The organism is Micromonospora yongxingensis (assembly GCF_052601155.1).
In genome coordinates this window covers 81,835-107,262 of record NZ_JBQXEO010000016.1, presented here as the reverse complement: position 1 = coordinate 107,262, position 25,428 = coordinate 81,835, and the positions used below count along the sequence as shown (strand labels likewise).

Below are 25,428 nucleotides of genomic sequence, written 5' to 3'. Positions count from 1 at the left end.
ATGAGCCGGATCGGGGTGGCCTTCGACAAGGCGCGGGCCGACGGGCGGGCGCTGCTGGTCGGCTGCATGCCGGCCGGGTTTCCGACCGTCGAGGGCAGCATCGCGGCGATGACCGCCATGGTCGAGGCAGGCGTGGACGTCATCGAGGTGGAGATTCCGTACTCCGACCCCGTGATGGACGGGCCGGTCATCCAGAAGGCCAGTGACATCGCGCTGGCCGGTGGTGTGCGTACGGCCGACACGCTGCGCATCGTCGAGGCGGTCGCGGCCACCGGCGCGCCGGTGGTCACCATGACCTACTGGAACCCGATCGAGCGGTACGGCGTGGACGTCTTCGCCCGGGATCTCGCCGCCGCCGGCGGGACCGGCCTGATCACCCCGGACCTGATCCCCGACGAGGCGGACGAGTGGCTGGCCGCCTCCGACGCGCACGGGCTGGACCGCACCTTCCTGGTCTCGCCGTCGTCCACCGACGCGCGGCTGGCGATGACCGTGGAGCACTGCCGGGGCTTCGTCTACGCCACGGCCGTGATGGGGGTGACCGGGGCCCGGGCGCAGACCTCCGACGCCGCGCCGACGCTCGTCTCCCGGGTCCGCGGGGTCACCGATCTGCCGGTCGGTGTCGGTCTGGGCGTGGGCACCGGCGCGCAGGCCGGGACCGTCGCCGGGTACGCCGACGGGGTGATCGTCGGCAGCGCGCTCGTCCGCTGCGTGCTCGATGCGCCCTCCGAGGCCGACGGGCTGGCCGCCCTGCGCGCCCTCAGCACCGAACTCGCCGAGGGCGTCCGAAACCCCGTCCGCTGACGGCTCAGGCACGGGCCGCGAGCGGCGCGGGCTCCCGGCATGTCTGTCTTTTGGGCGTGATACCTGTGGGTCATATTTATGCCTCACAGGTATCACGCTCGACCTGGTGATGCCCGCCGGACCGGGCACCGGTCCAGTGTGGCCGCCGGACGGTCGCCCAGCGCTCAGGGGCGTAGCGAGGAGTCGGCCGCCACTTCGCCGCGTTGCTCCGGCGGCTGCGCCGCCCCGTTGCCCCCGACGGCCGACCGTCCGTCCGGACCGTCCGCCGGCTGGCCGTCGGAGTCGGCCGCGGGCTCGTCGTCGCCGGGTGCCCACCGGGCGTCGCGCAGCACCCCAGAGCGGCCGGCCACCGCATCGGTGACGGCGGCCCGGGTGAGCGGGGTGACGGCCTCGGGCAGGGTCGCGGGAGCGTGCCAGGACAGCCGGCAGCCCGGAAGGGGGTCCGCGGTCGGTCGGAGCCCGGCCGCGCGGGCCCGGAACACGTGCACGAGGACGTCCGGCAACGGGCCGGCGTGCCCGGCCGGCGTGGCCGCCACGGGGCTGGTCAGGTGGTAGATGCCGACCAGGTCGGCCAGTTCGATGTCCCAGCCGGTCTCGGCGCGGATGTCCCGCAGTGCCGCCCGGACCGGGCTCTCCGCCGGGCGCAGCCGCCCGCCGGGTAACGCGTACCGGCGCTCGCCCCGGCCCTGCCGGCAGAGCAGCACCCGACCGGCGTCGTCGGTGACGACCGCGGCGACCGCCCAGGTGAGCGCGCTCATGGACAAAGAGCCTACGGCGGCGCAAACCAGAAGTCACCGGCATGCGCCCGAAGCGGCCCGGGGTGCCGCTTCGGGGGTGTGCAGCGGTAGCGTGTGCACCCGTGAACCTCGCCTCGCTGTCCCCCCAGGCGGCCCTGCCCAGTCCCAGCACCGCCGTGTGGCAGCTCGGACCGGTACCGATCCGGGCGTACGCACTGTGCATCATCCTCGGCATCGTGCTGGCCTGCTGGGTGACCGAGCGCCGGCTGCGTGAGCGCGGCGTCGCCCCCGGCGCGGTGCTCGACATCGCCGTCTGGGCTGTGCCCGCCGGCATCATCGGCGCCCGGATCTACCACGTGATCACCTCGCCGGAGAAGTACTTCGGCGCCGGCGGTGATCCGATCAAGGCGTTCGCCATCTGGGAGGGCGGTCTCGGCATCTGGGGCGCGGTCGCCGGTGGCGCGGTCGGCGCCCTGATCGCGGCACGGCAGCTGGGCATCCCGTTCGGCGTGGTGGCCGACGCGGTGGCCCCCGGTCTGGCGTTGGCCCAGGCGGTCGGCCGGCTCGGCAACTGGTTCAACAACGAGCTGTACGGCGGCCGGACCACCCTGCCCTGGGGTCTGGAGATCCACCGGATGGATCCGGACAACCCGGGGCACGCGCTGCGCGACGACGCCGGCCAACCGATCCTCGAACCGGGCCTCTACCAGCCGACCTTCCTCTACGAGGCGCTGTGGAACCTCGGCGTGGTCGCCCTGGTGCTCGTCCTCGACCGGCGGCTGCGGCTCGGCCGGGGCCGGGCGTTCGCGCTCTACGTGATGGGCTACACCGTCGGCCGGTTCTGGATCGAGCTGATGCGGACCGACGAGGCGAACCAGATCCTCGGCGTGCGGCTCAACGTCTGGACCGCCGCGCTGGTCTTCCTCGGCGCGTTGATCTACTTCGTGCGGGTCCGTGGCCCCCGGGAGTACCTGATCCCGCTCGGCGCGGCGGCGACGCCGACCCCGCCCACGACGTCCGACCTGTCCCAGGTCGACCTCTCCGAGCGGGAGGCCGGCGCGAAGGCCGCCGCCCCGGAGGGCTACCGCGTGGTCAGCGAGGAGCAGTACCAGGCCTGGCGGGACAGCGGCGTGGTGCCGCCCGAGCCGGCCGCCGACGACGCCCGGCCGGGTGACGGCGAGCCGCTCGACGGGCGGGAAGCCGACGACGCCACGTCGGCCGACGACGGGGACGCCGACGGTACGCCGGAGACGCGCGCCGACCGGGCCGACGCCGCCGGCGTCCGCCCCGCCGACCGGGACAGCTGAGCGGGGGCGGCACCGATGCGAAGCGCGGTGGTGGTCGGCGCAGGAGTCGGTGGCCTCGCGGTGGCCGGCGCGCTGGCCCGCTCCGGGTGGCTCGTCACCGTGCTGGAACGCGCCGAGCGGGTCCGTCCCGAGCCGACCGCCGTGGTGCTCTGGCCCAACGGCGTCCGCGCGTTGCAGTCCCTCGGCCTGGGTGCCGGTCTGGCTGCGATCGCCACCCCGCTGCCCGACGGCGGGGTCCGCCGCCCGGACGGGCACTGGCTGGTGCAGCCCCGACCCGTCCCGGCGGACCGGATGCCGGTGGTGGTGCACCGCGAGGACCTGCACGACGCGCTCATCGCGGGGCTCGGTGACCGGGTGGAGCTGCGCACCGGGGTGACCGTGCGCCACGTCCGGGTCGACCCGGGCCAGCGCCCGGCGGTCGGCGACGGCCGGCACACCATCGAGGCCGACCTGGTGGTCGCCGCCGACGGCACGGACAGCGCCATCCGCCGCCAGCTCGCCCCCGAGTCGGGGGTGGTCAGCTCCGGCTGTGCCGCGTGGCGGGCCGTCATCCCCTGGTACCGGGCACCCCGGCTGCCCGCCGACCAGCCGATCGCCGGGGAGGTTCTCGGCGCCGGGTACCGGTTCGTGGCCGCCTCGCTGGGTGAGCGCGGCTCCTCGGGCGGCTCCACCCGGGGCGGCATCTACTGGGTGGCCACCGCCGCCGGCGCGCCCCGCCCGGAGCCTCCGGAGATCCAACTCGCCCTCCTGCGCCGCTGGTACGCCGGCTGGCCGGACCCGATCGGCGCGCTTCTCGACGCCACCGACCCGACCGACCTGGTGCAGCAGGAGGTCCGCGAACTGCGGCCGCTGCCGCGCGCGTACGGCTTCCCGGTCGGGCCGGGCGGGGTGGTGCTGCTCGGCGACGCGGCGCACGCCATGCCGCCGCATCTCGGCCAGGGCGCCTGCCTCGCCTTCGAGGACGCCGCCACGCTCGCCTCCCTGCTGCGCGAGGCCCGGCTGCCCGACGCCGTGCAGGCGTACGACCGGGTGCGCCGCCCCCGGGCGGCGACCGTGGTCCGGCAGACCCGGCGCATGTCGGCGGTGCTCCAGACGCGGGGCCGGCTGGCGTTGCGCGCGCGGGACGCCGCACTCGGCACGATCAACACGCGCCTGCTCTCCAGCGCCGCCGCGTCGGCCGCGCAGTGGCGCCCGCCAGCCTGACCGGTACGGGCGCGCCGACCGCGGCGACCGGTCAGGGGATGAGGGCCGCGGGTTCGGCGATGCAGGCGGTGCCGATGCGTCGGAAGCCGACCCGCAGGTAGACCCGGGCGATGTCCTCACTGCCCGCGGAGAGGAAGACCAGGTCGGTGCCGGCGGCGCGTAGCTCCCGGGCGAGGGTGGCGGTCAGCGCGGCGCCCAGTCCACGCCGCCGGGCGGCCGGCAGGGTGGCCACTCCGGCGATCTCCGCGACGCCGTCCACCCGCATCGCCATGCCGCTGGCCAGCGCACCCTCGGTCGGCGTGCCCGCCAGCGCGGAGATCCGCCGGCCGTCGGCGATCCGGGAGCGCTCCTCGTCGAGCGCGGCCTGCTCCAGCTCGGTGACGGCGGCGTCCCGCTCGGCCGGGCCGGCGTCGCCCCGCTCCGTACCGGGGGCGGCGAACGACACCGCCGCCACGGCGCGCCGGCCGGCCACGTCGGCGGCGAAGTCGGGTGAGTCCGGCGTCAACACCCGCACCGGTACGTCGGACAGCGTCGCCGGGTCGGGCAGGGCGGCCGGATCGAGCACCATCAGCGGCGCCTCCAGCACGTTCAGCCCTGCCGAGCGGGCCACCGCCAGCAGTTCCGGGGTGGTCTCGTGCACCCACTCGAAGGCTTCCGGCAGACCCAGCTCCCGCTGCCGCTCGCGGACCGACGTCACGTCGGCCAGTGACGGCGGTTCGACGGCGTCGATGCGGGGGCGGGCGTAGAACGGCCAGCCGGCACCGTCGCGGACGAACAGGACGAGCCCGCCGTGCTCCTCCGCACCGGCGACGTCGCGCGGCACCGCGTCGTAGAAGCGTTCCAGCCGGTCGAAGATATCCTTGTTGAGAGGATCCACCGCGCGAGACTACACGTCCCAGACTCTGGACGGTGTGATCAATCTTGAGTGGCCTTGTGCCGCCCGCCCTAACGTAGACTCAACAGACCCACGGGCCGACGTCGTCCCCACCATGATCCAACCTGAGTGACGACAGGAGGCCCGGTGGCCTTTCCGTACCCGCACAGCCCGCAAGCGTCCCCGACGCCCGGCCCCCGCCCACCCGCGCAGGGCCTGTACGACCCGGCCCAGGAGCACGACGCCTGCGGTGTGGCCTTCGTGGCGGATCTGCATGGTCGGCGTTCGCACTCGGTCGTCGCCAACGGGCTCGGCGCGCTCTGCCGGCTGGACCATCGCGGTGCTCGTGGCGCGGAGCCCAACACCGGCGACGGCGCGGGCATCATGATCCAGGTCCCGGACGCGTTCCTGCGCGCCGTGGCGGGCGTCGCGCTGCCCCCGGTCGGCGAGTACGCCACCGGCCTGGTCTTCCTGCCCGACGACGACGCGGCCGAGGCCCGCGCCCGACGGGTCGTCGAGAAGTACGCGCTGGTCGAGGGGGCTGACCTGCTCGGCTGGCGGGACGTGCCGATCGACCCGGACGGGCTCGGCGAGACCGCCCTGGCGGCGATGCCCCGCGTGCGGCAGCTCTTCCTGGCCGCGCACCGGCTCACCGACTCGCCCGCCGGGCCGGCCGGTTCCGCGTTGCGCGGCATCGACCTGGACCGCGTGGCCTTCTGCCTGCGCAAGCAGGCCGAGCGGGAGACCGCCGAGCGGGGCGTGCCGGCGTACTTCCCGTCGCTGTCCAGCCGGACCATGGTCTACAAGGGGATGCTCACCCCGGACCAGTTGCCGGCGTTCTACCCGGACCTGCGCGACGAGCGGGTGGACAGCGCCATCGCGCTGGTGCACTCCCGGTTCTCCACCAACACGTTCCCCTCCTGGCCGCTGGCGCACCCGTACCGGTTCATCGCCCACAACGGTGAGATCAACACGATCCGCGGCAACCGCAACTGGATGCAGGCCCGCGAGGCGCTGCTGGCCAGCCCGGACATCCCCGGCAACATCCGGCGGGTCTTCCCCGTCTGCACCCCCGGCGCCTCCGACTCGGCGAACTTCGACGAGGTCCTCGAGTTGCTGCACCTCGCCGGGCGGAGCCTGCCGCACGCGGTGCTCATGATGATCCCCGAGGCGTGGGAGAACGACCCCGGCATGCAGCCGGACAAGCGGGCCTTCTACCGCTTCCACGCGAGCCTCATGGAGCCCTGGGACGGGCCGGCGTCGGTGGCCTTCACCGACGGCGAGATCGTCGGTGCGGTGCTGGACCGCAACGGGCTGCGCCCGGGGCGCTGGTGGCAGACCGACGACGGGCTCGTGGTGCTCGGCTCCGAGGCGGGCGTGCTCGACCTCGACCCGGCCCGCGTCGTCGCCAAGGGGCGGCTCCAGCCGGGAAAGATGTTCCTGGTCGACACCGTCGCCGGCCGGATCGTCCATGACGAGGAGATCAAGTCGGAGCTGGCCGCCGAGCGACCGTACGGTGAGTGGCTGCACGCCGGGTTGATCGAGCTGGACGACCTGCCCGCCCGCGAGCACACCGTCTACACCCACGACTCGGTCCGTCGCCGCCAGCAGACATTCGGCTACACGCAGGAGGAGCTGAAGATCCTGCTCGCGCCGATGGCCCGCACCGGCGCCGAGCCGCTCGGTTCGATGGGCACGGACACCCCGATCTCGCCGCTGTCCACGCGACCGCGGCTGCTCTACGACTACTTCCACCAGCTCTTCGCCCAGGTCACCAACCCGCCGCTGGACGCCATCCGCGAGGAGCTGGTGACCAGCCTGGTGTCGACCATCGGGCCGGAGGGCAACCTCCTCGACCCGGGCGCGGCGAGCTGCCGGCAGATCGTGCTGCCGCACCCGGTGATCGACAACGACGAGCTGGCGAAGATCCTCTCCATCGACGAGGACGGCGACCTGCCGGGCTTCAAGGCGGTCCGGGTCTCCGGGCTGTACCGCATCCGGGAGGGCGCCGCCGGTATCAAGGCGCGGCTGACCGAGATCTGCCGGCACGTCTCCGAGGCCATCGAGGACGGCGTCCGCATCCTGGTGCTCTCCGACCGGGACTCCAACGCCGACCTGGCGCCGATCCCGTCGCTGCTGCTCACCGCCGCGGTGCACCAGCACCTGGTCCGTGAGCAGACCCGCACCCAGGCGGCGCTGATCGTGGAGTCGGGCGACTGCCGCGAGGTGCACCACGCGGCGGTGCTGATCGGCTACGGCGCGGCGGCGGTCAACCCGTACCTGGCCTTCGAGTCGGTGGAGGACATGATCTCCACGGGCGCGCTGGCCGGCGTCGAGCCCGCTGCCGCGGTCCGCAACTACGCCAAGGCGCTCGGCAAGGGCGTCCTGAAGATCATGTCGAAGATGGGCATCTCGACGGTCTCGTCGTACTGCGGTGCGCAGGTCTTCGAGGCGGTTGGCCTGGACAAGCGGCTCGTCGAGCGCTACTTCCGGGGCACCCCCAGCCGGATCGGCGGGGTGGGGCTGGCCGGCGTGCACGCCGAGGTGGCCGCCCGGCACGCGCTGGCCTGGCCGCCGGCGGGCACCCCGGCGTCCGATCGGCTGGAGGTCGGCGGCGAGTACCAGTGGCGCCGCGAGGGTGAGCTGCACCTGTTCAACCCGGAGACGGTCTTCCTGCTCCAGCACGCCACCCGCAGCCGGCAGTACGACGTCTTCCGGCAGTACACGGCGAAGGTCGACGCGCTCGCCGCGCAGGCCGGCTCGCTGCGCGGGCTGTTCACCCTGCGTACCGGGGTCCGACCGGCCGTACCGATCGAGGAGGTCGAGCCGGCCACCGAGATCGTCAAGCGGTTCGCCACCGGCGCGATGTCGTACGGGTCGATCTCCGCCGAGGCGCACGAGACGCTCGCCATCGCGATGAACCGGCTCGGCGGCAAGTCCAACACCGGTGAGGGCGGCGAGGACGTCGAGCGGCTGCACGACCCGACCCGCCGCTCGGCGGTCAAGCAGATCGCCAGCGGCCGCTTCGGTGTCACCAGCGAATACCTGGTCAACGCCGACGACATCCAGATCAAGATGGCCCAGGGCGCCAAGCCCGGCGAGGGCGGGCAACTGCCCGGCAACAAGGTCTGGCCGTGGATCGCCCGGACCCGGCACGCCACCCCGGGTGTCGGCCTGATCTCCCCGCCGCCGCACCACGACATCTACTCCATCGAGGACCTCGCCCAGCTGGTGCACGACCTGAAGTGCGTCAACCCGGCCGCCCGGGTGCACGTCAAGCTGGTCAGCGAGGTCGGCGTGGGCACCGTCGCGGCGGGTGTCGCCAAGCTGAAGGCCGACGTCATCCTGATCTCCGGTCACGACGGCGGCACGGGGGCGTCACCGCTCAACTCGCTGAAGCACGCCGGCACCCCGTGGGAGCTGGGGCTGGCCGAGGCGCAGCAGACGCTGCTGCTCAACAAGCTGCGCGACCGGGTCACCGTGCAGGTCGACGGCCAGCTCAAGACCGGCCGGGACGTGCTGATCGCGGCGCTGCTCGGCGCGGAGGAGTTCGGCTTCGCCACCGCGCCGCTGATCGTCGCCGGCTGCGTGATGATGCGGGTCTGCCACCTGGACACCTGCCCGGTCGGCATCGCCACCCAGAACCCGGTGCTGCGGGAGCGGTTCACCGGCACCCCGGAGTTCGTGGAGAACTTCTTCCTGTTCCTCGCCGAGGAGGTCCGCGGTTACCTGGCCGAGCTGGGCTTCCGGTCCATCGAGGAGGCGATCGGGCAGACGGAGCTGCTCGACGTGGCCCCCGCGCTGACCCACTGGAAGGCGCAGGGGCTGGACCTGGCACCCGTCCTGCACCTGCCGGAGCTGCCGGCCGGCGCCGCCCGGCGTGGGGTGCGCGCCCAGGACCACGGCCTGGAGCACGCCCTGGACAACGAACTGATCGCGCTGGCCCGTCCGGCGCTGTCCGACGGCGCGCCCGTGCGGGTCGAGGTCGCGGTGCGCAACGAGCACCGCAGCGTCGGCGCGATGCTCGGCGGGGAGGTCACCCGTCGCTACGGCGGCGCCGGCCTGCCCGACGACACCATCGAGTTCGTGCTGCGTGGCACGGCCGGCCAGTCGTTCGGCGCGTTCCTGCCGCGCGGGGTGACCCTGCGGCTGCACGGCGACGCCAACGACTACGTGGGCAAGGGCCTCTCCGGCGGCCGGGTCATCGTCCGTCCGGACGCCGCCGCGCCGTTCCTCGACAACGACGCCGAGCCGGGGCAGCGGGCCGAGGACCAGATCATCGCCGGCAACACCATCCTGTACGGCGCCACCGCCGGTGAGGTCTTCCTGCGGGGCCGGGTGGGGGAGCGGTTCGCGGTGCGCAACTCGGGCGCGGTCGCGGTGGTCGAGGGCGTCGGCGACCACGGCTGCGAGTACATGACCGGCGGGACCGTGGTGGTGCTCGGCGCGACCGGCCGCAACTTCGCCGCCGGGATGTCCGGCGGTACGGCGTTCGTGCACCGGCTGGACCGGGCGCGGGTCAACGCGGAGCTGGTCGACCTGGCGCCGCTGGGTGAGCAGGAGCAGACGCTGCTGCACGAGCTGGTCCAGCGGCACGTGGCCGAGACGGGCTCGGCGGTCGCCGAGGAGCTGCTCAAGCGCTGGCCGGAGGCGGTGGCGGAGTTCACCGCCGTGGTGCCCCGCGACTACCGCCGGGTGCTGGAGATCATGCGGGCCGCCGAAGCCGCCGGCCGCGACGTCGACGACGCGGTGATGAAAGAACTGACACCGTCGGCTCAGCCGGCGATGCCGGTGCCGCCCGCCCCGCGGGTGGCGGCCCAGGAGGTGGCACGTGCCTGACCCGAACGGTTTCCTGCGCTACGACCGGCGGCTGCCGGCGCGCCGCCCGGTGCCGGTGCGGATCAGCGACTGGCGTGAGGTGTACCCGCCGGCCGGCGAGGAACTGGTCCGCGAGCAGGCCACCCGCTGCATGGACTGCGGCATCCCCTTCTGCCACGACGGATGCCCGCTGGGCAACCGGATCCCGGACTGGAACGACCTGGTCCGCACCGGCAACTGGGACGCCGCGGTGGAGTCGTTGCACGCCACCAACAACTTCCCGGAGTTCACCGGCCGGCTCTGCCCGGCGCCCTGCGAGGCGGCCTGCGTCCTGGGCATCGCCGGTGGTCAGCCGGTGACCATCAAGCAGGTCGAGGTGGAGATCGCCGACGCCGCGGCGGCGCGCGGGTTCACACCCCGCCCGGTGCCGGCGCCGTCCGGCCGGTCGGTCGCGGTGGTCGGTTCCGGGCCCGCCGGCCTGGCCGCCGCCCAGCAGTTGGCCCGCGCCGGTCACGCCGTGACGGTGTACGAGCGCGACGACGCGATCGGCGGCCTGCTCCGGTACGGCATCCCCGACTTCAAGCTGGAGAAGCGGCACATCGACGCCCGGTTGGCTCAGCTGACCGCCGAGGGGGTGCGCTTCCGCACCGGGGTGAACGTCGGCGTGGACGTCACCGCCGAGCAGTTGCGTGCCGAGCACGGCGCGGTGCTGCTGGCCTGCGGCGCGTTGCAGGGCCGGGACACCCCGGAGACCCCGGGGCGGGCGCTGCGGGGCGTACACCAGGCGATGGCGCATCTGGTCGCGGCGAACCGCGCGGTCGCCGGCGGGCCCGGCGCCGCGGGCGAGGGCCGGCCGGCGACCGCGGTGCTGCCGGACGGCACCCCGATCGACGCGGCCGGCAAGCACGTCGTGATCATCGGCGGTGGTGACACGGCGGCCGACTGCCTCGGTGTCGCGCACCGGCAGGGTGCCGCCGGTGTGCACCAGCTCGACCTGTACCCGCAGCCGCCGCAGGAGCGCGACGAGGCGCGGGACCCGTGGCCGACCTGGCCGTGGGTGCTGCGCAGCTACCCGGCGCACGAGGAGGGCGGCGAGCGTGTCTTCGCCGTGGCGGTGCAGGAGTTCGTGGACGACGGCACCGGTCAGGTGCGGGCGGTGCGGATCGCCGAGGTGACCGTGGAGAAGCGCGACGGCCGGCGGGTGGTCACCGCCGTGCCCGGCTCCGAGCGGGAGCTGCCGGCGGACCTGGTGCTGCTGGCGATCGGCTTCGAGGGCACCGAGGAGCAGCCGCTGCTGGCCCAGTTCGGGGTTACCCGCAACTCCCGGGGCGCCGTCGATGCCCGCGACGACTGGCAGGCTGACACCGACGGGGTGTTCGTCGCCGGAGACATGCACCGGGGCGCCTCGTTGATCGTCTGGGCCATCGCCGAGGGGCGTGCGGCCGCCGCCGCCATCCACGGCTACCTCGGCGGTGCCGGGGCGCTGCCGGCCCCGGTCGCCCCGGCCGCGCAGCCGCTCGCCGCGCGCTGACCCGGGGCCTTACCTGACGGCTCCACCGGGTGGCCCGGGATGTCCGGCCGGTGCGGCAGCTTTCTGCCCGCCGGCCGGTTTCCCGGTCGGCGGGCAGCGGGCATGGCCGGTGAGGCCACTCACAGATGTGGGTAAATCGGTTTAAGCCGGCAAGACTTGCCGGCTGCGCCGTGTTGGGGCGTGTTGGTTCTGTCGTCAATCGCCCCGGGGGTTTGTCGTGGCCAGAGGTGCCACCTTCGCTGCGCTGCGCCACCGCAACTACCGGATCTGGGCATTTGCCGGTTTTGTCTCGGTCATCGGGACGTGGATGCAGGTGCTCGGTGTCAACTGGTACGTGCTGAAGGAGACCGGCTCCGCGACGTCCATGGGCTTCGCCGTGCTGCTCCAGGCGGCACCCACGCTGCTGCTCAGCGTCTGGGGCGGTGTGCTGGCCGACCGGCTCCCCGCCCGTCCGCTGCTGATCACCGCCCAGGTGGCCCACGCGGCCCTCGCCGCGGGGTTGGCGGCGGTCGCCCTCACCGGCGTCGGCGGCCTGCCGCTGATCTTCGCGATCTCGCTGTGCACCGGCGCCGTCTCGGCGATCGAGGGCCCGGTCATGGGGCGCTGGTCCTCCACCCTCGTGGACCGGGAGACCCTCGGCAACGCCCTGGCGCTCGGCTCACTCACCAACTCCGCCGGCCGCATCCTCGGCATGAGCCTCGGGGCCGTCGTGGTGGCCGCCGTCGGCCCCGCGCTGCTCTTCGGGATCAACGCGGCGAGTTTCGCCGCCGTGGTGGTGGCGCTGTTCGCCGTACGGGCGGGGAGCCTGCGGCACCAGGCGGAGGCGGCGCGGGACGGTGGTGCGACCCACGGGGGTGGTGCCCGGGCCGGGTTCGCCTACCTGCGGCGGCAGCCCGTGCTGCTCCTGGCCCTCGCCCTGTCGTTCGTGCTCGGCAGCCTGGGCCGCAACTACCAGGTGACGATGGCGGCGATGAGCGACGGACCGCTCGCCGCCGGGGCATCCGGCTACGGCTTCCTGTCGACCGTCTTCGCGATCGGGACGGTGGTGGGTGCGCTCGTCGCGGCCCGCCGGCGTGCCCTGGGCTACGGGACGCTGGTCGCTGCGGGCCTGCTGGCCAGCGGCTTGCAGATCGTCGCCGGTCTCGCTCCGGGGACCTGGAGTTTCGCCGCCGTGATCCTGCCGATCGCCGCCGCCGCCGTGGTCATCGACACCACCGTCGGCACCCGCGCCCAACTCGACACCGACGCCGCGATGCGCGGCCGGGTCCTCGCCGCGTTGGCGGTGACCGGCTCGGTCTCCGCCGCGGTCGGCGCGCCGCTGCTCGGCTGGCTCGCCGAACATGCCGGCCCCCGGCAGACGCTCGTCCTGGCCGGGTCCGTCGCGGCCATCGCCACGACGGCGGCGGCCGTGGCGATGGACCAGCAGAGCGTTCGCCGGCTGCGCAGCCGGGTCGCTCTGGCGCTGGCCGCGCCGCCGCTGCGGCGCCCGGTACGGCAGGTGGCGCGCATCGTCCGGCCCGCCGGGGCGGTCGGTGGCGCCCGGCCGACGCCGCGACCGGGGCCGGCGAGCCGGGTTCGGTCGATCCGCCTGGCCCGGGTGTGCCCCGTCTGCGCACCGTCGCCCGCTCGGAGCCGACCGGTGCCGCCGGCCCAGGACGTCCGGCACGGCGCCGGCTGTGTCAGCCCGTGCTGACCGGCCCGGCTCGCGGGCGTGGCTGCCGCTGAGACAGCGGTCACCCCGGTCGGTCGGCGTACGGGACCGAGCGATACGAAGATCATCGTTACGCTGCGATCATGGACATCGAGGAGCGGCTACGGCGTACCCGCCGGTGGCTGTGGATCGTGCTGATCGGGCTCTTCCTGAGCGGGGTGACCGCGTTCCCGCTGGAGATCGAGGTGCGCTGGCTGCTGCGTGCGCTGGACCCGCTCGCCGGCCAACTGCCGGCGCTGGTCGACTGGATTCAACGGGTGCACAGCGGGCTCGTGACGGCCGGCGACGACTATCCGTTCCTGCTCTACGGCACCGACTGGTTGGCCTTCGCCCACCTGGTGCTGGCAGTGGCCTTCTGGGGTCCGCTGCGCGACCCGGTGCGTAACGTCTGGGTGGTGCAGGTCGGCATGATCGCCTGCGCCGGGATCGTTCCCCTGGCGCTGATCTGCGGCCCGCTCCGGGACATTCCCTGGTTCTGGACGCTGATCGACCTCTCCTTCGCGGTCGGCGCGTTCCCCCCGCTCTGGTTCGCCTACCGGCACATCCGTGCCATCGAGGCGAGCACGGCCGAGGCGACCGGTGCGGTGCCGGTGACCGGGTCACCCGCTCAGGCGTCCTGAATCGCGCGAGCGCTCGGCCCGCCGGGCTGGCGGCGGCGCTGACGACGGGAGGCCCGCCACCCATGGGCGGCGGGCCTCCCGGCCGGTGTCGGTGCTCAGTGCATCAGTTGGTGGGCCTCACGGATCTTGGCCCAGGACTTCGGCTCGACCGGCGGGGCCGCCTTGCGCGCGGCTGAGGCCACGTCGGGCCGGCCGGCGGTGAACAGCCAGGTGGTGAAGAGCTCGTCCAGGTCCAGACCGGAGATCCGCTCGGCCAGGGCCTGGAACTGCTCGATCGTGCCGTTGCCGTACCGGTGCTCGCTGGTCCAGGCCGGCAGGATCTCGAAGAACGCGTCGTCGCCGACCGCCAGGCGCAGCTGGTGCAGGGTCATCGCGCCCCGGTCGTAGACGGCGTTGTCGAAGACCCGGCCGGCGCCCGGGTCACCGGGCAGCACCTGCCAGAACTCGGAGTCGGCCGGGTAGCTGGCGTAGGTGAAGTCGAAGACCTCCTGGGCGGTGCCCTCGCCCTGCTCCTCCGACCAGAGCCACTCGGCGTACGAGGCGAAGCCCTCGTTGAGCCAGATGTTGCGCCAGTCGGCAACCGAGACCGAGTCGCCGAACCACTGGTGTGCCAGCTCGTGCGCCACCACGTACGTGTTGGCGCCGCGCCGCCAGAAGCCCGGGCCGTACACCGGTCGGGTCTGCGTCTCCAGCGCGAAGCTGATGCCGTCCACCGGCCCGGCCACGCCGCCCTGCGCCTCGAACGGGTACGGGCCGAAGATCCCGCTCTGCCAGTCGACGATCTCGGCGGTCCGCTCGATGCTGGCCCGGGCGGCCGGCCCGAGCTCGCCCAACGAGGTGCTGTACGCGTTGATCACCGGCTGGCCGCTCGGCGAGGTGTCGGTGACGATGTCGTACTGGCCGATGGCCATGAAGGCCAGGTAGGTGGCGGTGGGGGAGGTGGTCCGCCAGATCCACCGGGTGCGGTTGCCGGCCTCGGCCAGCGGCGGCCGTGGCTGCACGCCGTTGCTGATGACCTCGACGCCGGTGGGCACCGACACGGAGACGTCGAAGGTGGCCTTGTCCAGCGGGTGGTCGTTGCTCGGGAACCACCACCACGCCGACTCCGGCTCGTTGACCGCCAGGGCCCCGTCGTCGGTACGCGTCCAGCCGGTGTAGCCGCCGACCAGCGTCTCCGACGGGATGCCGTCGTAGCGCACGACGATGGTGAGCTGCTGGCCCCGGGTCACCGTGCGGGACGGGGTGACCACCAGCTCGTGCGTGCCCGCGGTGCTGGTGCTCGCCGCCCAGCCGTTGACCCGCACCGACTCGACGTCGAGCAGGAAGTCCAGGTTGAACCGGGACAGGTCCTGTGTGGCGGTGGCGAGGATGGTGGTGGTGCCGGTGAGCCGGTCGGTGGCCGGGTCGTAGCGCAGCCGGACGTCGTAGTGGGAGACGTCGTAGCCGCCGTTGCCGTAGTCGGGGAAGTAGCTGTCGCCCAGGCCTGGCGCGCCGGGTTGCGGCGCGACCGTGACGACGGGCCGGCCCCAGCCCGTGGGAGCGGCCTGGCCGGGGGTGCCGGCGAGCATGGTGCCGGCGGTGGTGAGGGTCAGGGCGGCGGTGGCCGCCGTGAGGACTCGTCGCACGAGGTGGACTCCCTCCATCGGGGTGTTCGCACCGTCAACCTAATCGACAACTGTGAACGTCGCCGACCCGCCGCGCGGCGCATCGACGCTATTCCATTGATGTGAATGTTTCGATAGCATTACTGCCTGGTAACAACCGTTCCACCCCTGGCCACGCGCGCGGTCGCAGGATCCCACCACCCCTGTCCTGTGGAGGTCCGTCATGCCCCACCGCCCGCTGGCCCGCGCCCTTGCCGCGCTGGTCGCCCTCTTCACCGCCGCCCTCGGCGCCGTGCTCGTCCCCGGCACCGCGCAGGCCGCCGCCGTCAACTACGTCGCGCTCGGCGACTCGTACTCCTCCGGCGTCGGCGCCGGCCCGTACGACTGGTCCAGTTGCCTTCGCAGCCAGAAGTCGTACGCCCCGCTCTGGGCGGCCGCCCACGGGGTGACCAGCTTCAGCTTCCCCGCCTGCGGCGGCGCGGTCACCGCGGACGTGCTCAACAGCCAGGTCAACGCGCTCAGCGCCAGCACCACCCTGGTCACCATCACCATCGGCGGCAACGACGCCGGCTTCGTCGACGTGATCACCAGTTGCCGGTTCGGCAGCACCACGTCCTGCACCAACGCCGTCAACACCGCCAAGGCATTCGCCACCACGACGCTGCCCGGCCGGCTCGACGCCACCTACGCCGCCATCCGCAACCGGGCACCCAACGCCCGGCTGATCGTCCTCGGCTACCCGCGGCTATTCGAGACGTCCTCCTGCGGCTGGCTGGCGATGAGCACCTACAAGCGCACCATCCTCAACGAGGCCGCCGATGTGCTCGCCTCGGTCACGGCCGGTCGGGCCACCGCGGCCGGGGCCACCTTCGCCGACACCCGGCCCTACTTCGCCGGGCACGGTGTCTGCGCCGGCGACCCCTGGATCAACGACGTCAGCGGCATCATCGAGGCGTACCACCCGGACGCCGACGGCTACCGGTACGGCTACCTGCCGGCTTTGAACGCGGTCACCGGCTGACCCGCACACACGTCCCAGGCGGTCGACGGTCCACCCCGGACCGTCGGCCGCCGCGCGGCGACCCGGCCCGGTCGCGGCACATCGGTACTGTCCCGGTGTCACCGCCGTCCGTTAGGGTTTCGGCGAACCGGACAGCCGTGGCGTGGGAGGCAGAGCGTGGGCAGGCTCGCGTCGGCGTACGGGCAGGCGGTCACCGCCCACCGGGCGGCCCGGGCCCACCTGGACACCGCCCGGGGCGCGCTCGGCGCGGCACCGGCTCCCGCCGCGCCGGTCGGCGCCGACGAGCTGGTCGCCCGGCTGGCCCAGGTCGGCGGCGCGCTGGCCACCCCCACCCCCGGCGCCACCCCGCTGACCGACGCGCCGACCGCGGTCCGGGTCGGTGAGGCGTCCACTCCCGACGGCGGCTTCCCGGTGCTGCTGCCGCTCGGCGGCGGCCACCACCTGGCGCTCGACACCGATGCCCGGGACCCGCGGGTCGCCGGGCTGCTCCGGGCGCTGGTGCTGCGCCTGGTCGCCACCGCCCCGGCCGGGCAGGTCCGGGTCGCCGGCATCGACACCGCCGCGCTGGGCGCCACCTTCGGCCCGCTGCGCCCGCTGCTCGACGCCGGGGTGCTCGACCCGCCGGCGACCGGCGAGGCAGAGGTGGCCGCGCTGCTGGACGCCGCCGAACGGCACGCCCGCGCCGCGCAGCACGCCGAGCCCGGCAGCCGGCAGCTGCTGGTGGTGGTCGCCACCGTCGCCCCGCCGCCGCGTGAGCTGGCCCGGCTCGCCGCGCTCACCCACGCCGGCCCGGCCGCCGCCGTCTGCGTGCTGCTCGCCGGCCACCCGTCCCGGCTGCCCGGCGAGACCTCGCCGCCGCTGGGCGGCACCACCGCGCTGCGGCTCACCGAGGGGTACGCCCACGTCGGCGACCCGCCCGGCGCCCCGTTCAGCGTCGACGGCAGCGGTCTCGCGGCGCCGGTGCTGCTCGACGGCGACCCGCCGCCGGCCTCGGTGCGCGCGCTCGCCGAACACCTGGGCGAAGCCACCCGCCGCACCGAGGCGCTGCACTTCGCCGACCTGCTGCCCGAGCGGCGCTGGGCCGAGTCCGCCGGCAACGGCCTGCGGACGGTGATCGGCCGCACCGGCCGCGCCCCGGTGACCGTCGCCTTCGACGACGCCACCCCGCACTGGCTGGTCGGCGGGCGCACCGGCGCCGGTAAGACCGTCTTCCTGCTCGACGTCCTGTACGGGCTGGCCGCCCGTTACTCCCCGGCCGAGCTGCAGCTCTACCTGCTCGACTTCAAGGAGGGCGTGAGCTTCACCGAGTTCGTGCCCACCGAGCGGGACCCGTCCTGGCTGCCGCACGCCCGCGCCGTCGGCATCGAATCCGACCGCGAGTACGGCCTCGCCGTTCTCCGCGAGCTGCGCCGGGAGGCACAGCGCCGGGCCACCGCCCTCAAGCGGCACGGCGTCACCAAGCTCGCCGACCTGCCCCGGGACAACCCGCTGCCCCGCGTCGTCGCGGTCATCGACGAGTTCCACGTGCTGCTCGCCGGCAACGACGCGCTGGCCCGCGAAGCCGTCGACCTGCTGGAGGAGCTGGCCCGCAAGGGTCGCTCCTACGGCGTGCACCTGGTGCTGGCCAGCCAGAGCATGACGGGCATCGAGGCCCTCTACGGCCGGGCCGAGGCGATCTTCGGGCAGTTCGCGCTGCGGGTGGCACTGCCCGGTGGCGGCGGGGTGCTCGACCCGCTCAACGACGCCGCCGCGGCGCTGCCGGTCGGCTCCGCCGTGGTCAACACCGCCGCCGGCGCGGTCGGCGCCGACACCGTGCTGCGCTTCCCCGACGCGCACGCCGCCGCCGCCGACCTCGCCGCGTTGCGCCACGAGCTGTGGCAGGCCCGCCCGCCGGGCTCGCGGGCGCCGGCGGTCTTCAAGGGGTACGAGGCGGCGCGGGTCGAGGACGACCCCACCTTCGCCGGGCTGCGCCCCGGTGGCCGGCGCCCGATGGCCCTGGTCGGCCGGACGGTCGACGTGCACGGCACCACCGCGCTGTTCCTGATGGACACCACCCCCGGCCGGCACCTCGCCGTGGTGGGCACCGCGGCGGCCGGCGCCGACGTGCTGCGCGCCGCCACGCTGAGCCTGGCGCGCCAGCACGCCGCAGGCGACGCCCGGTTCCTGCTGGCCTCGCTGGTCACCGCCGCCGACCCGGTCGCCGACGAGACCGAGGCCGCGCTGCGGGCCGCTGGCCACCCGGTGCGGCGGCTCGACGCGGCCGGCCTGCGCGAGCGAATCGCCGCTGTCGCCGACGCATCCGCCGGCCGCGAATACCTCGTCGTGTTCGGGATGGACGCCGCCGCGCCGGTGCTCGGAGCGGCGGACCCGGTCACCTTCCGCTCCGGCCTCGACGACCTGCGCGTCCTGCTGCGCCAGGGGCCCGCGCAGGGTGTGCACCTGCTCGGCTGGTGGCGTGGGCTGCGACGGCTCGCCGACGACCTCGGCGGCACCCAGAACCGCGACGACGTCGCCTGCCTGGTCGCGCTCAACGTGCCCGGGGCCGAGCTGGCCCTGCACCTCGGCATGCACGACCTGGCCTACACGCCCCGCCCCGACCGGGCGCTGCTGATCGACCGGCACGACCAGCGCACCCGGCTGATCGTTCCGTTCGCCCGAGACGAGCACGACCCGGACGGGGAGCACTAGACGTGTCCTTCGAGGAGTACGCGGCGCTGGCCCGACAACTCGCCGAGCAGCGCCGAGCCGGCGAGCGCGACGCCGCGGCCGAGTCCGAGCGCCGCCGCGACCTGCACGCCACCGTCGACTACCTGCACCAGCGGCTGACCGCCCAGGGCCACCGCCTCGACCAGCTCGGCCGTGCGATCGGCATCGACCAGCCGGCGGGTGCGCCGGGGCCGACGCCCGGGCCGTCGGGCACCGCGCCGGGGGCGCATGGGTCGGGGCAGCCGGGCGCCGCACCCGGACCGGGGGACGGGGGATCCGCCGGCGCAGCCGGCGCGCCGGGGCGGGCGGAGGTCGGGGCGTACCCCCAGTTGCCGGCGGGGGAGGCGCGGCTGGCGCTGCCGACGGCGGTGAGCCCGGCGGGCGCCGGTGTGCCGGCGCAGCGTGCGGCGGCGGTCGACCCGGCGGTGGAGCTGGAGCTGGCCCGGCGGATGGCCGACGAGGCGGACCGGCACGGGCAGCAGGCGGAGCTGCTGGCCCAGCGCCCGGCGCTGCTGCCGACGTGGTCACCGCTGGCGCGGGCGGTCGCCGTCTACGCCGGGTGCGGGGCGGCGGCGGGGGTCCTCATGCTGGCCCTGGTGCTCGCCTCCGGGGTCGGCCTGGTCGACGGGTTCACGCTCGGCGCGTGGATCTGCGCCGGGTTGCCGGCGCTGGCGTTCTTCGGGGGATACCTGGTGCTCGGCCAGTGGGGCCGGCCCGCGATGGTCGCCGGCACCCCGCCGCGCTACCTGCCGCTCGGGTTCCTGATCTGCTTCCTGCTGGTCCCGGTCGCGTACTGCGGCTACCTGCTGCTGGTCCGTGGCCTGCGCTGACCGCTCGGTCGTCAGCGTGTCCGTGCCGGGCACTACTCCAGGTGGTAGGTGAGGAGCCCGGTGTCGCTGAATCTCTGCTCGGTGCCGTTGTTCGATGGGCTGAAGACGCGACAGGCGCAGCTGTCAACGGGGTGCTTCGCTGACGCTTCGGCGTAGAACCAGACTTGGCCCACCTGGGCCGTGAACGTGCGACTGGTCCTCGGCGGCACGTCGATCGCCCTGTGTGGCGTGCAGTCAGCGTCGAAGAGCCAGAGCACGTACGGCTCACTGGATGTTGAGGCGGTACCGCGTACCGGGTCGCCCCACCGGTCCGCAGGTATGTCCCGCTGGAAGAGCGCCAACGCCTCCTGACCCTTGATCTGCGCGATGCAGGCCCGAGCGAGCTGCGCCGGAGTTTCCGAGGTCGACCCGGACGCAGGTGTTGCAGAAGAAGACGACCGACTGCTGTGGAGGCTGCCCCACCTGTCACCGGGCGCGATGAAGACCACCAGCAGGACGGCGAGAATCCCGGCGAGGCCGCCGGTCAGCCCTATGACAACTGCCCGGCGACGCCGGCCGGCGGTGTTCGGGGGTGTCTCCTGAGGTGTCACGTCGCGTCACTCCATCCGCTACGTGCCCGGACCGTGCCGGACAGGTCGGGCGGTCAGGCCCCTCCATCCGAGCGCCGGCTGCCGAGCCTACGACGCTTCCCGCTCCACCATCGTCCCGAAACCCGGCAGGCCGGCCTCGTGCTTGATCCTGTGTTCGTTCCGGTGCCGTAGTCTCGCGCCTCGAGCGCTATCGGTACGCGATCCGTCTTCGTGAGGTCGAGGTTCTGGATCGTCACGCCTCAACGTCTCCCGAGCGGCATGTCGAAGGGTTGGTCAGGGAATTGCAGGGACAGATGTCGACCAACGTTGAGCCGGTGCCGGCATGGGGCAGGGCGGCCGTTTCGCCGGTAGACGCCGATGCTGCCGCAGGGACGGCGACGCCCCGCTCCGACCAGGAGCCAGGGCTGTCCGTTGTCGCGGCCTCGCGGCAGGCCGGCCCCGGCCCGGTGGTGGCGGGTTTCGGGTTGATCGCCGTCGGCGCTGTCGCCGGTTGGATGATCTGGCGTAGTGGCGCCTCCGCTGCGAAAATCCAGCCCAAGGACACCACGGGCGTCTTCCTCACCCTGTTGGTCTTCGCCGCGGCGGTCGAGCGGATCCTGGAACCGTTCTCGCGATGGCTGCCGGGACGCGCCGCCGAGGCCACGTTGGCCCGGACGGTCACCGACGTGAACGGCCGGGTCGACGGCCCGACGGAGGCTGACCGCGAGGCGGTCGCCGTGGCCACGGCGGCGGTGGCGCAGGCGAAGGCGAACCGCACGATCGTCGCGTGGGGTCTCGCGAGCGGCTTGGCCACCGTGGCGTCCAGTGCCGGCGGGTTCTACGTCCTGCACGCGGTCGCGGGTGCCGACTGGAACGGGATGGCAGTCTGGGTCGATGCCATCGTGACCGGTGTGATGGTCGGCAGCGGCACCAAACCGTTGCACGACCTGGTCAACCGGGTCCAGAACGGGCCGCCGTCTCCCTAGGGCGATGCCCGAAGCCTGTTGGCATCGTGGATGGGAAGGGGCCTTCCCATCCACGATTCACCGCTCGTGAGCCGTATCCTGCGTTGAGTTGTCCACGGTGTGCGCGGCGGCGGCGAGAACGTCGTCGCGCTCGCTGTCGGTGAGACCTTCGTCTTCGAGCAGGCCGAGCAGCAACACCGTCCGCGCGACGATCGCCGCCGCGCTGTCGGGCACGGGTGCGCGTTCGCCGAGCGCCGCCCAGACCAGCGCCTCGGCCAGCACCGGGTCGACGTCGCGTCCGGTGACGTCGTAGCGTTCCCGCGCGGACGCCACGAACCGGATCACCGGTGCCCGATCCTGCCCGGCGACGAACCGTCGCCGCACCGCCACCAGCAGAGCCCCGGCGAGCAGATCGGCGTACCGCCGCCAGTCCGGCTCGGCGAACCGGCGCAGTCGCCGTTCGTGGCCGCGCAACCGGCCGGTCAGGAGGCCGCGCAGCGTCGCGTGCGGGTCGGTCACCGTCGTCGCTCCCTGATCATCGTGAGTGCCCTCCTGTGTCGCCGTCGCCTGGCCACGAGGATGCGTGCCGCCTGGCAGCCGCGCGCGATCTCCTCGGTGCTGGTGCTGGTGGCGCTCTCGGGTCTTCGGGGTGCGGGCGGTGCCGCCGGCTCGCCCGTCAGCGCCGCCACCGAGCGGTCGATGCGGCAGCCGCCGACCGCGAGCCGGGCTACGACCAGGTCCAGACGGGTGATGGCCGCCGCGAAGTGCCGTGCCGCGACCGCGTCCGCCACGATTTGTGTACGTCGCAGCCGGTCCTCGGTCGCGCCCAACCGCCGGCGGACCCGGGCGGCCAGCGCGGCGGCCCGGTCGGCGGCCCGGTCGGCGTCGACGCGGGCCGCACGCAGGTCAGCGAGCAGCTCACCCGCCGATCCGCCTTCCTTGGGCGCGCCGGCTGGGTCACGGGTTGCGGCCAGGCCGGCGTAGACCAAGGTCAGTGCTCGCCAGCACTCGGTGACCGCGTCCTGCCAGGGCAGCCGTCGGCCAGGCGGCCCCGCGCCGTGCAACTGCGAGCCGGCCCGGTCGGCGGCGGCGATCGTCGCCAGCCAGGCGTCGCGCAGGTCTTCCACGGTGTCTGCGTTCATTCGCCCGCCTCGGCGGTGGACTTGACCAGCAGGGCGAAACGCACGTCGGGGCAGGGATAGTCAGCGCCGCACCCGCAGAGCCAGCGGCGTACCACGCGAGGTGGATGGGCGAAGAGGATGTCGTCGGCATCCTCCACGTCCTGATCGGACACGAGACGGCGGCCTGGACGGTGCTGGGTAGGGTCGTTGGGCTGATCGTCGGGTCGATCGGGCATCGAGGGCTCCCGTCGGTCGGTCTCCTTGCTCATGCTCTTGCGTCGGGGCGGCGTGCGGGCGCGCCCCGGCACGCCCGGCCGGACGGGGGGACCGACCGACCGGACGCTCTCTGCGCGGTGGGAAAGAAACCAACTCCGGGTTTGCAGACCTGGGAGCCGGCCAGAGGGAAGCTTATATAACAGGTCATGTACGCGCAAGCACTGTCCGCACATTGCTTGCTATACAAAGTTGCTCGTGATCGAATGGCGGGGCAGACCTGGGAGACACCAATGCCCGCCAAAGCCAAGTGGGCGCTGATCGCCGACGGCATCCGCGCTCAGATCAAGTCCGGCGAACTCGCGCCTGGCGACAAGTTGCCCTCGACCTCTGAGCTGTGCCGTCAGCACGACGTGTCGGCGATAGTCGTTCGCCAGGCCATCAACGCGCTGAAGATCGAGGGTCTGGTCGAGGGAGTCGGCGGCGTCGGGGTGTTCGTCGCCGAGCGTTGAAGTCTCGGGTCCCCGTCGACTACTTGAGATCTTGAACAGTTCCCGTTTACGGCGAACGGACAGTGCCCAAGATTCACTGTTCTCGGAGTCACGGCTGGGCGATCATGCGGTCGCGCTCAGTGCGCGAATCTCGTACGCTCCCTTGTGGTCTCCGCCGGTGCGGTGGTGGAGGCGATGGTCGACCACGGGGAGGATGCGCGTGAGCGCAGCACAGATCATCGCGAGGTTGGCGGCGGCGTCGCAGAAGCTGGACGAGGCGAAGGCCAAGACCGCTGCGGCAGCGCAGGACGCGGCCGAGGCGCGGGCACTCGTGGCCGGTGCGCTGGAGGGTGTGGCCGCCGGCCCGCTGATCGGCATGATCGACGCGTACCGTCAGGCGCTCGCGCAGGCGTCACAGGGTGGAGACCCGGCCAAGCAGCACGTCCAGGAGACGATCGCCAAGGTCCGCGCGCTGGGAAACTGACCACGGGTGGTGGTAGCCCAACCCACCAGCCACCCGCGACAGTCGACGTTACCTTGAGACCGGCAGTGCCAAGCCAGGCAACAGCCTCTACGCCCAGCGTCAGCGGCCTGTCCGAGGCGTTCCGGGATCTGAGTGCCGCTGAAGCACCGCAACCGACGCGCAGGGAGCGGGTCAGCTCCGAGGCGATCGCGCTCGGTGGTTCGGTAGCTACGACTGCCTGGGCCACCTTCGTCGAGTTTCTGCCGCTCGTACCCAAGGCCATCGGTGGTTTTCTGCTGGCGGGTGTGGCCACGACGGGTGCGTACAAGGCGTGGCAGGCTAAGCATCGAGAACAGGGGAGGCGCGATGAAGATCGATGACCGCACCGAACAGCTCGTCCGCGACACGCTTCACTGGGTGGTGAAGCGGGACTTGGACAAGCTCGACGCTGCGCTGAAGGCGTTCCCCGACGAGACGGCGCGGGAGGCAGCTCTCGCGTTGGTGGTCGCGATTTCGGGCTTCGTTCTCATAGATCTGCACAATGCGAGGCCCACGCCTGACCAGGTCGCTGTGCTGGCCGCGGAGATCGGCCGAATGGAGGCATGGGCATCAGTCACCGCCGATGAAGCGGCTTCCTTCATGAACGCTGTCGTGGCGGGCAGGTCATTGACCGAGCGGTTGGCGTCGGACGACGTTGTGGTGCTGGCGTTCGTCGTTGCGGGCAGCCTGCTCTCCGCGCGTCCGCTGCCTGAGGGACAGTGGTGGTTCAACTACCTGGACAGGGTGGAGGCGGCGATCGAAGCCGCGGGGTGACGCCTGGTCGACCTTGCCGGTGCTGACGCGTGGGAAACACGATTCTTCAGGACGGGCTCAACCAGTCGAGACCTTCAAGTTCGGCATGCTTGCGGGCCCAATCGCCACCGGTCGTGCGGCTTTCAGCGGGTGATGCGGATCGTGTTGCTGAACGGTCCGCCGTCGCAGCCGTCGTCACTACACAGCTCGATCAGTCCGGTGGCCAGCGCCTCACCCTTGTGGAAGGCGGCCCCGCCAGCGTCGGCCAGCACCCGCGCCGTCACGGTCTGAGGCTCACCTGTGCAGTGCAGGGATGTCCAGCCTGACCCGTGCGCCACGATGGTGCCCGACCGCTGCCTGAGGCTCACCTCGGCGCTGCCGTTCGCGCTGACCGGGCATGTGACGGTGAGGGTGACGTCGACGGCGACCCCTCGGGCAACCAGGGTCGCGGACGTGACCTCGACGGGGCCCGCCGCGCTCGCTGGCGTTGGCGCCAGGAACACGACCAGTGACAGTGCCAGCAGTGCGATGGTGGTGACGATGCGGCGCACGAAAGTCCTCCTTGCCGGAGTGAGTGCTTACCTGCGGTCACCATAACCCTCGATGTCTGCGGTGTGTACCAGCCGAAAGCGCTCGGTCACCACCAGGGTGTCGTCGTTCACGGTGAAGTCGGGGTCGCCCAGCTCAGCGCGGACGTCCGCACTGTGCCAGAAGCTCTCGTGCCCGGCCCGCCACTGCGCCACCGTTTCGTCGCCCTCACCCTCGTCGAGGGCGTGCTGGAGGTCCACGTCGGCGAGCCGGACCACCCGAACCTCGGTCAGCTCGATCGCCGCGACCCGCCGGTTCTGGGAGTCCACCACCGCGCACCGTTGGCCGACCGTGGGTAGCGGCTCGTTCTCCCGCTCGTATCCGAGCAGCAGACCGGAGGTCGCCGTCTTGGCGCCGGACAGGATCGCCGCCACCAGTTGATCCCGGAGCGGCCCGGGAAACGCGAACTCCGCCAGTGGAAGACCGTCGAGATCCATGCCGCCGAGGGTACGGCTCGATC

The 25,428-nt window shown here is 73.2% G+C and carries 23 protein-coding genes; 14 read left to right on the top strand and 9 right to left on the bottom strand.

What is annotated here, in order from left to right; genetic code table 11:
• Positions 1–804 carry a tryptophan synthase subunit alpha gene (trpA, locus tag ACTWLT_RS20050; RefSeq protein WP_252418421.1) on the top strand — a complete coding sequence of 268 codons (804 nt, stop codon included), beginning with the start codon at positions 1–3 and terminating at the stop codon, positions 802–804.
• A gap of 164 nt (positions 805–968) precedes the next feature.
• Here trpA and ACTWLT_RS20045 read toward each other — a convergent pair whose 3' ends face one another.
• Positions 969–1,562 (bottom strand): NUDIX hydrolase, encoded by a 594-nt coding sequence (locus tag ACTWLT_RS20045; RefSeq protein WP_445319712.1) that lies wholly within the window; start codon positions 1,560–1,562, stop codon positions 969–971.
• 101 nt (positions 1,563–1,663) lie between these two features.
• Between ACTWLT_RS20045 and lgt the strand changes: the two genes are divergently transcribed.
• Both lgt and ACTWLT_RS20035 read left to right on the top strand, forming a co-directional pair.
• Positions 1,664–2,848 carry a prolipoprotein diacylglyceryl transferase gene (lgt, locus tag ACTWLT_RS20040; protein WP_445319711.1) on the top strand — a complete coding sequence of 395 codons (1,185 nt, stop codon included), beginning with the start codon at positions 1,664–1,666 and terminating at the stop codon, positions 2,846–2,848.
• A 15-nt stretch (positions 2,849–2,863) separates the two neighbouring features.
• Positions 2,864–4,051 carry an FAD-dependent oxidoreductase gene (locus tag ACTWLT_RS20035; RefSeq protein WP_252418418.1) on the top strand — a complete coding sequence of 396 codons (1,188 nt, stop codon included), beginning with the start codon at positions 2,864–2,866 and terminating at the stop codon, positions 4,049–4,051.
• 31 nt (positions 4,052–4,082) lie between these two features.
• Here ACTWLT_RS20035 and ACTWLT_RS20030 read toward each other — a convergent pair whose 3' ends face one another.
• The gene (locus tag ACTWLT_RS20030; protein WP_445319710.1) at positions 4,083–4,928 is read right to left on the bottom strand and encodes a GNAT family N-acetyltransferase; all 846 of its coding nucleotides are present in this window, start codon (positions 4,926–4,928) and stop codon (positions 4,083–4,085) included.
• A gap of 144 nt (positions 4,929–5,072) precedes the next feature.
• Here ACTWLT_RS20030 and gltB point away from each other — a divergent pair, with 144 nt between their 5' ends.
• The 4 genes from gltB (at position 5,073) to ACTWLT_RS20010 (ending at position 13,605) form a co-directional block, all read left to right on the top strand.
• Positions 5,073–9,764: a glutamate synthase large subunit gene (gene gltB, locus ACTWLT_RS20025; protein ID WP_445319709.1), complete on the top strand. Its 4,692-nt coding sequence runs from the start codon at positions 5,073–5,075 to the stop codon at positions 9,762–9,764.
• Complete coding sequence (locus ACTWLT_RS20020; RefSeq protein WP_445319708.1) at positions 9,757–11,274, top strand: glutamate synthase subunit beta; 1,518 nt, start codon at positions 9,757–9,759, stop codon at positions 11,272–11,274. The genes gltB and ACTWLT_RS20020 overlap by 8 nt, the downstream gene beginning before the upstream one ends.
• 217 nt (positions 11,275–11,491) lie before the next feature.
• Positions 11,492–12,967 (top strand): MFS transporter, encoded by a 1,476-nt coding sequence (locus ACTWLT_RS20015; protein WP_445319707.1) that lies wholly within the window; start codon positions 11,492–11,494, stop codon positions 12,965–12,967.
• Positions 12,968–13,068: 101 nt separating this feature from the next.
• A complete protein-coding gene (locus ACTWLT_RS20010; RefSeq protein WP_445319706.1) occupies positions 13,069–13,605 on the top strand; it encodes a hypothetical protein in 537 nt (178 codons plus the stop codon).
• 95 nt (positions 13,606–13,700) lie between these two features.
• Here ACTWLT_RS20010 and ACTWLT_RS20005 read toward each other — a convergent pair whose 3' ends face one another.
• Positions 13,701–15,248 carry a M1 family metallopeptidase gene (locus ACTWLT_RS20005; protein WP_445319705.1) on the bottom strand — a complete coding sequence of 516 codons (1,548 nt, stop codon included), beginning with the start codon at positions 15,246–15,248 and terminating at the stop codon, positions 13,701–13,703.
• Between the two features lie 184 nt (positions 15,249–15,432).
• Between ACTWLT_RS20005 and ACTWLT_RS20000 the strand changes: the two genes are divergently transcribed.
• The 3 genes from ACTWLT_RS20000 (at position 15,433) to ACTWLT_RS19990 (ending at position 19,766) form a co-directional block, all read left to right on the top strand.
• On the top strand, positions 15,433–16,230 hold the full coding sequence (locus ACTWLT_RS20000; protein WP_252418412.1) for an SGNH/GDSL hydrolase family protein: 798 nt from the start codon (positions 15,433–15,435) through the stop codon (positions 16,228–16,230).
• Positions 16,231–16,386: 156 nt separating this feature from the next.
• The gene (locus ACTWLT_RS19995) at positions 16,387–18,918 is read left to right on the top strand and encodes an FtsK/SpoIIIE domain-containing protein (RefSeq protein ID WP_445319704.1); all 2,532 of its coding nucleotides are present in this window, start codon (positions 16,387–16,389) and stop codon (positions 18,916–18,918) included.
• A 2-nt stretch (positions 18,919–18,920) separates the two neighbouring features.
• The gene (locus ACTWLT_RS19990) at positions 18,921–19,766 is read left to right on the top strand and encodes a hypothetical protein (RefSeq protein ID WP_445319703.1); all 846 of its coding nucleotides are present in this window, start codon (positions 18,921–18,923) and stop codon (positions 19,764–19,766) included.
• Positions 19,767–19,798: 32 nt separating this feature from the next.
• Here the strand turns inward: ACTWLT_RS19990 and ACTWLT_RS19985 are convergent, their stop codons facing one another.
• On the bottom strand, positions 19,799–20,356 hold the full coding sequence (locus tag ACTWLT_RS19985; RefSeq protein WP_445319702.1) for a hypothetical protein: 558 nt from the start codon (positions 20,354–20,356) through the stop codon (positions 19,799–19,801).
• Between the two features lie 293 nt (positions 20,357–20,649).
• Here ACTWLT_RS19985 and ACTWLT_RS19980 point away from each other — a divergent pair, with 293 nt between their 5' ends.
• A complete protein-coding gene (locus ACTWLT_RS19980; protein WP_445319701.1) occupies positions 20,650–21,321 on the top strand; it encodes a hypothetical protein in 672 nt (223 codons plus the stop codon).
• Positions 21,322–21,378: 57 nt separating this feature from the next.
• On the opposite strand, the gene ACTWLT_RS19975 is transcribed toward ACTWLT_RS19980, so the two are convergent.
• Genes ACTWLT_RS19975 through ACTWLT_RS19965 form a run of 3 tightly spaced genes read right to left on the bottom strand, consistent with a single transcriptional unit; the run spans position 21,379 to position 22,579 of the window.
• Positions 21,379–21,819 (bottom strand): hypothetical protein, encoded by a 441-nt coding sequence (locus tag ACTWLT_RS19975; protein WP_445319700.1) that lies wholly within the window; start codon positions 21,817–21,819, stop codon positions 21,379–21,381.
• A complete protein-coding gene (locus ACTWLT_RS19970; protein ID WP_445319699.1) occupies positions 21,816–22,442 on the bottom strand; it encodes a hypothetical protein in 627 nt (208 codons plus the stop codon). The genes ACTWLT_RS19975 and ACTWLT_RS19970 overlap by 4 nt, the downstream gene beginning before the upstream one ends.
• Positions 22,439–22,579 (bottom strand): hypothetical protein, encoded by a 141-nt coding sequence (locus ACTWLT_RS19965; RefSeq protein ID WP_445319698.1) that lies wholly within the window; start codon positions 22,577–22,579, stop codon positions 22,439–22,441. Before ACTWLT_RS19965 ends, ACTWLT_RS19970 begins: the two co-directional genes overlap by 4 nt.
• A 321-nt stretch (positions 22,580–22,900) precedes the next feature.
• On the opposite strand from ACTWLT_RS19965, the gene ACTWLT_RS19960 reads away from it, so the two are divergent.
• The 3 genes from ACTWLT_RS19960 (at position 22,901) to ACTWLT_RS19950 (ending at position 24,401) form a co-directional block, all read left to right on the top strand.
• Positions 22,901–23,146, top strand: a complete 246-nt coding sequence (locus ACTWLT_RS19960; protein ID WP_088949319.1) for a winged helix-turn-helix domain-containing protein — start codon at positions 22,901–22,903, stop codon at positions 23,144–23,146.
• A gap of 199 nt (positions 23,147–23,345) precedes the next feature.
• Complete coding sequence (locus ACTWLT_RS19955) at positions 23,346–23,609, top strand: DUF6244 family protein (protein WP_121657199.1); 264 nt, start codon at positions 23,346–23,348, stop codon at positions 23,607–23,609.
• 345 nt (positions 23,610–23,954) lie between these two features.
• The gene (locus tag ACTWLT_RS19950) at positions 23,955–24,401 is read left to right on the top strand and encodes a hypothetical protein (protein ID WP_445319697.1); all 447 of its coding nucleotides are present in this window, start codon (positions 23,955–23,957) and stop codon (positions 24,399–24,401) included.
• 122 nt (positions 24,402–24,523) lie between these two features.
• Here the strand turns inward: ACTWLT_RS19950 and ACTWLT_RS19945 are convergent, their stop codons facing one another.
• Together ACTWLT_RS19945 and ACTWLT_RS19940 are read right to left on the bottom strand one after the other, a co-directional pair.
• Positions 24,524–24,931: a hypothetical protein gene (locus tag ACTWLT_RS19945; protein ID WP_445319696.1), complete on the bottom strand. Its 408-nt coding sequence runs from the start codon at positions 24,929–24,931 to the stop codon at positions 24,524–24,526.
• Positions 24,932–24,958: 27 nt separating this feature from the next.
• Positions 24,959–25,405 (bottom strand): ASCH domain-containing protein, encoded by a 447-nt coding sequence (locus tag ACTWLT_RS19940; protein ID WP_445319695.1) that lies wholly within the window; start codon positions 25,403–25,405, stop codon positions 24,959–24,961.
• Positions 25,406–25,428: the final 23 nt, after the last annotated feature.